Below are 11,163 nucleotides of genomic sequence, written 5' to 3' on the forward strand. Positions count from 1 at the left end.
TAATAAGGAGGAGTATAATGAAAAACACTCAGCAAGATAAGGATTATTCATTAGCAAGAGTAAAAGAAGAAGATAAAAAAGGCTTTTGGTCGATGCTTTTTATTATGTTAGGATTCACCTTTTTTTCTGCTAGTATGCTAACGGGAGGAACACTGGGGACGGGATTATCCTTTAAAGATTTTATACTAGCCGTATTTATCGGAAATCTTATACTAGGTGTTTATACAGGGTTTTTGGCTTTCATCAGTTCAGGTACAGGCTTATCTACTCATTTACTTGCAAAATATTCTTTTGGAGAAAAAGGCTCATACTTGGTTTCATTTTTATTAGGAGTAACGCAAGTTGGTTGGTTTGGGGTAGGCATTGCAATGATTGCTTTACCAGTTCATAAAGTAACAGGTATCGGTATCCCAGTTTTAGTCGTTATTGCTGGAATAGCGATGACAACATCTGCGTTTTTTGGAATGAAAACTCTTGCGATTATTAGTTTTATATCTGTGCCAGCGATTGCTTTATTAGGTGGGAAATCAGTCTTTGACGCTATACAATCTGCAGGTGGGATGAAAGAAATACTTTCTTTGACACCTACAGCTCCAATTACGATGGGTACAGCAATATCTCTTACGATAGGTTCATTTATAAGTGGAGGTTCGACAACCGCTGACTTTACTCGATTTGCAAAATCTCGAAAAATTAGTGTTATCACAACGGTCTTTGCTTTCTTTGTAGGAAATTCGTTGATGTTTTTATTCGGTGCAATTGGTGCGATGGTTACAGGCCTTTCAGATATATCGGAAGTCATGTTTTCACAAGGATTAATTATACCAGCTATTGTCGTGCTAGGATTAAATATTTGGACAACAAATGATAATGCTATCTACACAGCGGGACTAGGTTTTTCTAATATTACAAAACAGCCTAAGAAAAAAATAGTTCTCATTTTGGGTGTTCTTGGGACCTTATCTTCTTTATTTTTATACTCTAACTTTCAAGCTTTCTTAGGGTCACTGGGAACTTTTATCCCACCAGTCGGCGGGATTCTAATTGCAGATTATTTCCTTTATGATAAAGAAAGGTATAAAAATTTTGATACACAAGAATTTAGAAGCGTAAATGTTCACGCCTTGCTTGCAGTTGCTGTTGGTTCACTGGCTGCTCTTTATGCTCCAGGTATTCCGGCGATTAATGGTATCATTATAGCAATAGGAAGCTACACTATTTTAGTAAAGGTCTTTAAACCCTCTCAAGTAGCATTAAAGATGGATAATCTAACAAATGAAAGCATTTAAAGAAAAAGGGGAATAAGTCGTGTTAATTAAAAATGGATTAGTTTACAACCAAAATAAACAGCAAGATATTTTAATTGAAGAAGGCATCATCACACGTATTGAAGACAGAATTGAATACGATCAAGTTCAAGGACACGAGGTAGTAGATGCCAAAGGTAAGCTAGTATCTGCGCCGTTCATTGAACCTCACATTCATTTGGACTCTGTTTTAACGGCAGGAGAACCGCGTTGGAATGAGAGTGGAACATTGTTTGAAGGGATTCAAACGTGGTCAGAAAGAAAGCAGTCTCTCACAATTGAAGATGTAAAGACAAGAGCACGCAAAGCTTTAAAGATGCAAATCGCTAATGGGATACAGTTTGTCAGAACTCATGTGGATGTAACTGATCCATCATTAACGGCTCTAAAAGCATTAATTGAATTACGCGAAGAAATGAAAGAGTCTGTGACCATTCAACTTGTAGCCTTTCCACAAGAGGGTATTTTATCTTATCCTAATGGGCTAGACTTATTAGAAGAAGCATTAAAGCTAGGAGCAGATGTTGTCGGTGGTATTCCGCATTACGAATTTACACGTGAATACGGTGTCGAGTCGATTAATAAAGTAGTTGAATTAGCTTTAAAATACGATGTGCTTATCGATGTGCATTGTGATGAAATTGACGATGAACAATCACGTTTCCTTGAAGTTCTAGCCACTCGTGCGTATGAATACGGTATTGGGGATAAGGTTACAGCTAGCCATACAACAGCAATGGGTTCTTACAATGATGCTTATACATCTAAATTATTTCGTATTTTAAAATTATCGGGTATCCATTTTATTTCAAACCCATTAGTGAACATTCATCTTCAAGGGCGATTTGATAGTTATCCAAAAAGAAGAGGGTTAACACGCGTAAAAGAATTATTAGCAGCAGGTATGAATGTTGCTTTTGGACATGACGATATCTTTGATCCTTGGTATCCATTAGGAACAGGGAATATGCTACAAGTCTTGCACATGGGCCTCCATGTAGGGCAAATGATGGGGTATGAGGAGATCAATCAATCCCTTCATCTGATTAGCACAAATAGCGCTAAAGCTATGCATATCCTTGATGAGTATGGAGTAGAAGTCGGGAAACCAGGCAATCTTATTATTCTTGATGCAGATAGCGGGTATGAAACGGTGAGAAGACAGGCTGTTGTCTTATACTCTATTCGCAAAGGGACAATCATTTCGCAAACGACTCCAGCAGTTTCAATTGTAGATATAGATGGAATAGAAGAGATTACTTTTTCGAAATAATACGTTTTTAAATGAGTACATTATAATAAAAATGATTTTCTTATTCTGATGGGTAAGAGAATGAAATAAAAAGACAACCTAACGATAAAACATTAGATCAAAATTCTAATGTTAATCGTTAGGTTTTTAATGTTATGGGTAGAGAGTGAGTTGATAATAGATTTTTATCCCCGATATTGCTTTCTCTTTAGAACAAATGGTACTATAAGTAAGAAGGTTCTTTCGTAAGCTAACGACTTCTAAAGTCTATCCTAGACCTTTTGAAAAATGGAAATACATAGTTTGAAAAAATGTCAATAATAAGGAGTAAATAGAATGAATATAAAACAAATGGTTGGAGAAAAAGCAGCAGAGTATGTTGAAGATGGAATGATTGTAGGACTAGGGACTGGATCAACAGCTTATTACTTAGTTGAAGCACTTGGTAAACGAGTTAAAGAAGGGTTGAAGATTAAAGGTGTGACTACCTCTAGCCGTACAAAAGAGCAAGCAGAATCCTTAAATATACCATTAGTGGATTTAAACGATGTTGAGAAAATTGATTTAACAATCGATGGATCGGATGAAATTAGTGCTGACTACCAAGGGATTAAGGGCGGTGGTGGGGCTTTATTATTTGAAAAATTAGTAGCTAATGCTAGTGAAAAAGTGATTTGGATTGTAGATGATAGTAAAATGGTAATAAGACTTGGGGCTTTTCCTTTACCAGTTGAAATTGTATCATTTGGTTACAAACAACTTTTTAGACTTTTTGAATCAAAGGGTTTAAAACCTGTGTTGCGTCTAGACGATTCTAAAGAAATATATGTAACAGATGGTGGACATTATATTGTTGATTTACACCTGAATACAATTGAAAATCCAATAGAACTAGCTGCTTGGTTAGATGGACTGACGGGTGTGATTGAACATGGTTTATTTTTGAATATGGTTCATACAGTTATTGTAGGACACGAGGATTCTGTAGAAATCTTAGATGTTAGATGATTTTTTACTAATAGATGAAAAGTTGATGAGAATTTATTGTCAACTGAAGCAATTGAAACCGTTAACATGACGATGTATGGTAAAATAACAGAATAAATCGAATAAAAGGGGACAGATACAATGCGTATAGTAGATTTGATTGCTAAAAAACAACATGGGAAAGCATTAACAACAGAAGAAATTAATTATATGATTGAAGGATTTACAACTGGTGAAATTCCTGATTACCAAATGAGTGCTATTGCAATGGCTATATATTTTCAAGGAATGGATGATCATGAGCGAAGCGATCTAACGATGAGTATGGTAAATTCAGGAGAAAAAATTGATTTGTCGGCTATTCATGGGGTTAAAGTGGACAAGCATTCAACCGGTGGAGTAGGGGATACAACTACTCTAGTGTTAGCTCCTTTGGTTGCGAGTTTAGGAGTACCAATTGCGAAAATGAGCGGTCGAGGCTTAGGGCATACTGGAGGGACGATTGATAAGTTAGAAGCTATTCCAGGATTTACTGTTGAATTAACTCAAGAAAAATTTATTGAACTAGTAAATAAAAATAAAGTTGCAGTGGTAGGTCAATCTGGAAACTTAACTCCTGCTGATAAAAAACTTTATGCTTTACGTGATGTTACTGGAACGGTAGAATCGATACCGTTAATCGCCAGTTCAATTATGAGTAAAAAAATAGCTGCTGGAGCAGATGCGATTGTATTGGATGTAAAAATTGGTGCAGGTGCATTTATGAAGACAAAAGAAGATGCTAGAGAATTAGCGCATGCAATGGTGAAAATCGGTAACTTAGTTGGACGTCAAACGATGGCTGTTATCTCTGATATGAGCCAACCTTTAGGCTACGCTATCGGAAATGCTTTGGAAGTAAAGGAAGCTATAGAAACGTTAGAAGGAAATGGACCTGAAGATTTAGTAGAATTGTGTTTAACTTTAGGCAGCCAAATGGTACATCTTGCAGGTATTGGTGGAAACTTAGCAGAAGCAAGATTGTTATTAGAAGAAAACTTAAATAATGGGAAAGCACTTGAGAAATTTAAAGAGTTCGTTGCTTCTCAAGGGGGAGACACAGCTGTCATTGATAATCCTGAACGTCTTCCACAAGCAGAGTACCAATCGGAAGTACTAGCTACCCGTGATGGGGTTGTTTCTCAAATTAATGCAGATGAAATTGGTATTGCAGCAATGATGCTAGGAGCCGGTAGAGCGAACAAAGAAAGTAAAATTGATTTAGCCGTTGGTCTAATGCTACGTAAAAAAGTTGGAGATAAGGTTGAAAAAGGTGAGTCTTTAGTCACTATTTATAGCAATCAAAAAGACGTCTCTTCAGTAGAAAATAAGATTCAAGAAAATATTGCTATCTCAGATAAAGCAGAACCCATTCAATTGATTCACGAACTGATTCTTGACTAAAAAATAGTTAATAAGAATAGGCTAGTTGAGTTAATCCGTTAAAAGGATCAACTTAACTGGCCTATTTTTACTTTATTCTACGAATAAGTAATGAAGAACTGAAACAACAAACAAAAATAGTCCTATAAATAAAAGGATGCTCATGATGACATGCAAGTACGCCAAAATTCCACCAGCTGCTACAATACTACGAAAAGATGGTAGAAATAAGTAGATTAAGAAGTAAAAACAACTAATAAAAAAGATACTAAAGACTATTTTTTTAAACATAGGTTTGCCTTACCCTCTTTATCTATAATTTTGTTAATAAGTGTAGCATAGCAAAATAGAATAAGGAGTACAATACTAACAATCAATAAGATAACACTAAATGAATTAAATTAAAATAAGATGATAATTAGATGAGCGTATATGCTATACTAACCTTTACAGTTTTTTGCGTTTAGGAGGAATGAGAATGAATAAGAAAGATTGGCAAGATGGTTTGACTATTATTTATCCTGTTATGTTAGGCTATATACCATTGGGATTAGCTTGTGGTATGCTTTTATATGATTCAGGTTTTACTATTTCTGCTATTCTCTTAATGAGTTTACTTGTATTTGCTGGAGCAGCACAATTTATGACTGCTTCGATGATCCTCATGGGAGCATCTATACCAACGATTGTTTTAATGGTTTTCTTCTTAAATATTAGGCACTTATTGATGAGCTCAAGTATGTCCAAGTTCTTTAAAAAAAGTTCCATTCCATTTATTCTAATTTATAGCCATACATTAGCAGATGAAGCTTACGCTATTAACTATAATCAATTTAAAAATCACGAATGGACAGAATATCAAGCTCTAGCAACAAATATTCTGGCCTACTTGTCATGGGTGGTTAGCACAGTTATCGGAGGATGGATAGGAAGTAACTGGATGTTTGATATTACAGTGATGAATTATGTTTTAATCGCACTGTTTATAGCTTTACTAATCAATCAACTGGTTTCGAAATTAGTCATTATTGTTGGACTAATAGCGGGGGGGTTATCGGTTATTTTAATGGAATTGCTTCATCATAATATAGCTTTAGTGATTGCAGCGATTTTGGCTTCTCTTTTTGGCTATTGGCTAGACAAAGATAAAGATAATCAAAAGGAAAAGGTGGGATACAATAAATGAAATTTAATCCATGGTTCTTAATTTTGGGTATGTCTATAGTGACCTATTTACCTAGAATGTTGCCTATGCTTATTCTAAGTAAACGTACTATCCCAGAAAAACTAGCGAAATGGATGTCGTTTATTCCTGTTTCAATATTTTCCGCATTAGTTTTTTCTGATATTTTTTTCTGGAATGGGAGCGTAGATGTTAATCCACTGTCTAACCTAAAATTATTGCCGTCAATTCTGACAGCGATTATTGCCTACTATACTAAAAGTTTATTGTGGGCGATGATACTAGGAGTTGCCAGTCTTTCTTTCTTCATTTATTTAAGTTAAACTACTCTAGATGGTCTAAAAAAATAGAGAATCATGCTATAATGAAAAAAGATATCACTTAAAAAAACTAAATAAATTTATTGGAGGAAAGACATGTCTGAACTAACCAATCGCGCAATAAAAAAATGTATTGAATCAAAAGTAGTCCAAACACATCGCGTTTTGCCATCTGATTTAAATCATCACCAGACCTTATTCGGTGGTAATTTAATGAGTTGGATTGATAATACAGCTTCTATCTCAGCTGCTCGTCATTCGAGAGGGATAACAGTAACAGCTTCGATTGATTCTTTAGATTTTCTGCATCCCCTGCCTAGTAATCATTCTGTTTGTATTGAAAGCTATGTATCTGGCGTAGGGAAATCATCTATGGAAGTTTTTTGCAAAATTATGGGAGAAGATCTTATGACTGGAGAGCGCTATTTAGCAGCAACTAGTTTTAGTACTTTTGTTTCAATGAAAAGTGAAGCAGTTCCTAGTGTTATCGTTCCTCTAGTAGAACCTTCAACTAAGGAAGAAAAGCTAGTTTGTAGCGGGTACGAGAAACGTCATGAAAAACGTCTTTTAAACCGTGAATTTAACGAACAATTTGCAAATGTTATTTCTTATTCAACTACGTGGGAAGTTTAAAATTTAAATAGATTCCATTAGGAGGAACTACTGTGATATATAAATGTGCCGAAAATAATAAGGACTTGATTCTTGATTTTCTAGAAAATGATCCTATAACGAATTTGTTTGTCATTGCAGATATTGAAAGATATGGATTTGATTCTTTAGATCAAGATGTTTGGGCATACACAAATGATCTTGATGAAATTAAAGGACTATTGCTACGCTATAAAGATATTGCTATTCCAGTTCACGGTAAAGAATTCTTAGGGTTCGATACATTTTTACCTCTTTTACAAAGTCTAAATGAAATAAATGTGATTAGTGGTGAGAAATTAGCTATTGAACAATATGAAATTTATTTTCCGGAATTAGAACAAATAGAAACAATTCTTTCTGTTTGTGAGGAGTTAATAGAGTCACCTAAAAAGATGCATCTTGTAGAGAAGTTAGTCAGAGCTGATATACCAGCTTATCTTTCTTGGCAAAAAGCTTGTTTTGAAACAGTATCAGAATCAGAGTTAGTGTTAACAGAAATGTTGGATAATGAAGATGTTTTGATACATATCATTAAAAATGATAGAAACGAAATTATTAGTTCGGGAAGAATCTCGGCAGAAAGTTCAAAAGCAGCGATGATTACCCGAATTGGTACAGTAAAGTCAGAAGAATCTAAAGGCTACGCAACGATGATAACAACCTCGCTAACTCAGTATTGTCTAGACAATGCTAAAGTAGCCTGTCTTTTCTATCATAATTCTAAAGCTGGGTGTGTGTATCATCGCCTAGGTTATCAAGATACTACAAAAAAATGGTGCATGCTAAAACCAAAATTAGAGGAAAATAAAAAGAATATTTTTCAAGAACTAATAAGCTAAATACATTAATTTATTAAAAAGTTAAAGAGGCTAGGGAGCCTATTAATATGATAGGCTCCCTAGCCTCTTTAACTATATTTAAATCACTGATTTGTTTAGTTTATGCTTTTATACTAACTCAAGTTCAAGTCGTTTTTTATCAAAGCTATTTTATTTTTACAAGAGTTCGTCCAGTCATTTTACCGGCCAAGATTTTAGAAAAAGCTAAAGGTAAGTCAGTTAAATTAATCTGTTGATCAACCATATCCTCTAAATGAGTAGGCTTCATGTCTGTTGCTAATCTTTGCCATAAATTTTTCCTTAATTCGATAGGGCATTCAACAGAGTCTATCCCAATTAATTTAGTGCCACGTAATATAAAAGGTAAAACAGTAGCTTCAAATTTTAGACCACCGGCATTTCCACTTAATGCAATCGCACCACTATAATGCAATTGTGCTAATAAAGGAGCTAATTGAGGTCCGCCAACGGGATCAATAATAGCTGACCAACGTGGTTTTGCTAATGGTTTTGCTTTTGGAAGTTGAACGTCTTCGATAGATAAGACGGTTGTTGCGCCTAGTTTTTGTAAATAATTCTCTGATTGATCTTTTTTACGAGAAACAGCTTCTACATTATAGCCTAAGTTAGCTAGCATAGAAATAGCCATGCTTCCTACGCCACCTGTAGCTCCAGTAACTAATACAGTTTCTTGTCCAAGATGAAGGCCTGCAGACTCGAGCGCATGAATAGATTGAGCAGCTGTGAAGCCAGCAGTTCCAATAATCATAGCTTCTTTCAGACTTAATCCATCTGGTAGTGGGACGACCCATTCGCTTGGGACTCTAGCATATTGACTATAACCACCATCGTGTGCTACTCCTAATTTATAGCTGGTAACAATAACAGGATCCCCTGTCTTGAATTCTGAAACGGCTGATTCAACAACGATTCCACTCAAGTCAATACCTAGAGTAAGCGGGTATTGACTAACAACGCCACCGCCCATTTTAGCTGCTAAGGCATCTTTATAATTCACACCAGAATAATGGACCTCAATTAAGACGTCTCCTGGGGGTAAATCCTCTTTAGTAATCTGCTGAATAGTAGAAACAATCGTCCCATTTTCTTCTTTTGCAATAAAAGCTGGAAAAGTTTTCATAGATAGAGCCTCATTTCATTTAATAAGATACTTTTATACTACCTGATTCTTAAAGAAAAACCAAATCAAAAAATAGAAAAAACTCGATAAAGTGTAAACACTTTATCGAGTAAAGTCGTTAATTAGTTGTTGAGCGTATAGCCAATTTAGTATAGTCAATTCCGCGAGCTAAGCACCATTCTCTAGTTTCTCCAGCAACAATGAGATCCGTTCGTTGCAATTCGAGAATAGATTTTCTACCTAATAAAGTCATAATGGATTTTAAGCTGCTTTTCCATTCATTCATTTGATTAATCGTCTCATCGACACCGTCATTAATAACCATATTTAAAATCAAAGAAGAAATCCCAACAGCTTTAGATCCTAGAGAGAGGGCTTTTACAATATCAAGCGGGTGACGAATACCACCTGATGCTAGGATATCAACTTGACTTATAAATTCTTGAGCTTCTAATAGTGAAATCACAGAGGATTGACCCCAATTTTCTAAATAATCTATTTTATTTGTCTTGCGTCGGTAGTTTTCAATTTTCGCAAAATTTGTGCCACCTTTTCCACTGATGTCGATAGTTTTTACTCCAGTTGATAAAATTAATGCAATTGTTTCACGACTCATTCCAAAGCCAACTTCTTTAGCAATGATCGGAACATCTAATGCAGTGGTTATAGCATTTAATTGATCCAACCAATTAGAAAAATCTCGATCTCCCTCTGGCATGATTAACTCTTGAGGAGCATTGATGTGTATTTGTAAAGCATCAGCTTCCATTAAATCAACAGCTTTTTTTGCATTTTCAACGGTTTGACCTGTACCTAAATTAGCAAAAATAAGCCCAGTTGGATTAACGTCTCTTATAATCGTAAAACTATCTTTAACGCTAGGATTTTTTAGCGCCGCACTTACTGAACCAGATGCCATAGCAATACCCGTTTCACGAGCTACAATAGCTAATTTTTTATTAAGTTTTTTTGTCCAGTCGCTGCCACCAGTCATAGCATTAATGTAAAAAGGGAAGTCTAATTGAAAGGTTGCAAAAGAAGTGGAAAGATCAGCTTCTTCGACAGACATTTGTGGGAAAGAATGATGAACATAATGGAGTGCATCAAAATCAGATGGAATAGTGTCTTTGAAAAAATTCATTGCTAATGAGACATGTTCATTTTTTCTATTGTTTGCAGAATTCATGAGGATCATCCTTTCTTTTATTATAAGCTATTTCGTATTGTAAACGTGGAGTGGCAAGTTCGTAATGCCTTCTTCTTCCCAAGCTGTCATTAAAGGCAATAGACCTTCTCTGCGATTAAATAAAACAATCCCACAATCTCCACCGCCAGCACCAGATGATTTAGCTGCGCCGTGATATTGTTCAGCAACGTTACACAATTGAGTTAAAGCAGGAGTTTCAATAACAACACCAGTATCTTGACTCATTTTAACGAGCAAGTTACGATTTCTTCTAATTTGCTGTTGAATGAGAAGGATATCATTGGTCTGAAATCCCTCAATCATAAGATTCACGCACTGTTTGCTATCTTCTAAAAATTGCTCATAGGCCTGTTGATCGCGTCTTCTTTTACTAGTTACTTCGTCTACTAAATCTGAAGTAGATGCAGGAGAACCAGTCCAGCCAATGACCAAACGCAAATCAACAGGTGGGTTTAGAGAAAGGATAGAAAGACATGGCCAATCTCCCTCAATTAATTCTTTTATCGAGTAATTCCTTTTTTCTTGTTGAGAGGTAACCCATTCGCGATCAAATGTCGTGAAAGCTATCCACCCGCCATAGACACTAGCTGCTACATCTCCACACGAACCATTACTTTTAACAGAAAGATGAGCTAATGCCGCCAATTTAAAAACTAGCTCATCTGTATCTTCTAATTCATAAAATTGGCACAAAGCTTTAACAGTAGCAACCGTGACAGCCGCGCTAGAGCCTAGTCCATATTTTCGACCATTGGAACTATCTAATTCACTGTCCACTGTTAGACTGAAAAATGCTAATGACTTATTTAATTCTTTTGCGTATTTTTCCGTTAATGTAATCGCGGCTAAAA

At 35.5% G+C, this 11,163-nt stretch carries 11 protein-coding genes; 8 read left to right on the top strand and 3 right to left on the bottom strand.

The window, feature by feature from the left end; translation table 11 throughout:
- Positions 1 to 17 precede the first annotated feature (17 nt).
- The 8 genes from codB (at position 18) to WBF61_RS05140 (ending at position 7,964) form a co-directional block, all read left to right on the top strand.
- Positions 18 to 1,289, top strand: a complete 1,272-nt coding sequence (gene codB, locus WBF61_RS05105; protein WP_424254513.1) for a cytosine permease — start codon at positions 18 to 20, stop codon at positions 1,287 to 1,289.
- 19 nt (positions 1,290 to 1,308) lie between these two features.
- The gene (codA, locus tag WBF61_RS05110; RefSeq protein WP_424254515.1) at positions 1,309 to 2,580 is read left to right on the top strand and encodes a cytosine deaminase; all 1,272 of its coding nucleotides are present in this window, start codon (positions 1,309 to 1,311) and stop codon (positions 2,578 to 2,580) included.
- A 315-nt stretch (positions 2,581 to 2,895) separates the two neighbouring features.
- Positions 2,896 to 3,567: a ribose-5-phosphate isomerase RpiA gene (rpiA, locus tag WBF61_RS05115; protein WP_424254517.1), complete on the top strand. Its 672-nt coding sequence runs from the start codon at positions 2,896 to 2,898 to the stop codon at positions 3,565 to 3,567.
- 120 nt (positions 3,568 to 3,687) lie between these two features.
- Positions 3,688 to 4,989, top strand: a complete 1,302-nt coding sequence (locus WBF61_RS05120) for a pyrimidine-nucleoside phosphorylase (RefSeq protein WP_424254518.1) — start codon at positions 3,688 to 3,690, stop codon at positions 4,987 to 4,989.
- Positions 4,990 to 5,446: 457 nt separating this feature from the next.
- Complete coding sequence (locus WBF61_RS05125) at positions 5,447 to 6,154, top strand: AzlC family ABC transporter permease (RefSeq protein ID WP_424254519.1); 708 nt, start codon at positions 5,447 to 5,449, stop codon at positions 6,152 to 6,154.
- Positions 6,151 to 6,474, top strand: a complete 324-nt coding sequence (locus WBF61_RS05130) for an AzlD domain-containing protein (protein WP_424254521.1) — start codon at positions 6,151 to 6,153, stop codon at positions 6,472 to 6,474. The genes WBF61_RS05125 and WBF61_RS05130 overlap by 4 nt, the downstream gene beginning before the upstream one ends.
- 93 nt (positions 6,475 to 6,567) lie before the next feature.
- Positions 6,568 to 7,104 (top strand): acyl-CoA thioesterase, encoded by a 537-nt coding sequence (locus WBF61_RS05135; RefSeq protein ID WP_424254523.1) that lies wholly within the window; start codon positions 6,568 to 6,570, stop codon positions 7,102 to 7,104.
- Positions 7,105 to 7,136: 32 nt separating this feature from the next.
- The gene (locus WBF61_RS05140; RefSeq protein WP_424254524.1) at positions 7,137 to 7,964 is read left to right on the top strand and encodes a GNAT family N-acetyltransferase; all 828 of its coding nucleotides are present in this window, start codon (positions 7,137 to 7,139) and stop codon (positions 7,962 to 7,964) included.
- A gap of 145 nt (positions 7,965 to 8,109) precedes the next feature.
- Here WBF61_RS05140 and WBF61_RS05145 read toward each other — a convergent pair whose 3' ends face one another.
- The 3 genes from WBF61_RS05145 to WBF61_RS05155 form a co-directional block, all read right to left on the bottom strand.
- Positions 8,110 to 9,105, bottom strand: coding sequence for an oxidoreductase (locus tag WBF61_RS05145; RefSeq protein WP_424254526.1), 996 nt, complete (start codon positions 9,103 to 9,105; stop codon positions 8,110 to 8,112).
- A 118-nt stretch (positions 9,106 to 9,223) separates the two neighbouring features.
- Positions 9,224 to 10,291 (bottom strand): type 2 isopentenyl-diphosphate Delta-isomerase, encoded by a 1,068-nt coding sequence (fni, locus tag WBF61_RS05150; protein WP_424254528.1) that lies wholly within the window; start codon positions 10,289 to 10,291, stop codon positions 9,224 to 9,226.
- A gap of 27 nt (positions 10,292 to 10,318) precedes the next feature.
- Positions 10,319 to 11,163, bottom strand: an 845-nt coding sequence (locus WBF61_RS05155; protein WP_424254530.1) for a phosphomevalonate kinase, incomplete at its 5' end; no start/stop codon positions are given.

The organism is Carnobacterium sp. (assembly GCF_049673005.1).
In the GTDB taxonomy this organism is placed as follows: domain Bacteria; phylum Bacillota; class Bacilli; order Lactobacillales; family Carnobacteriaceae; genus Carnobacterium_A.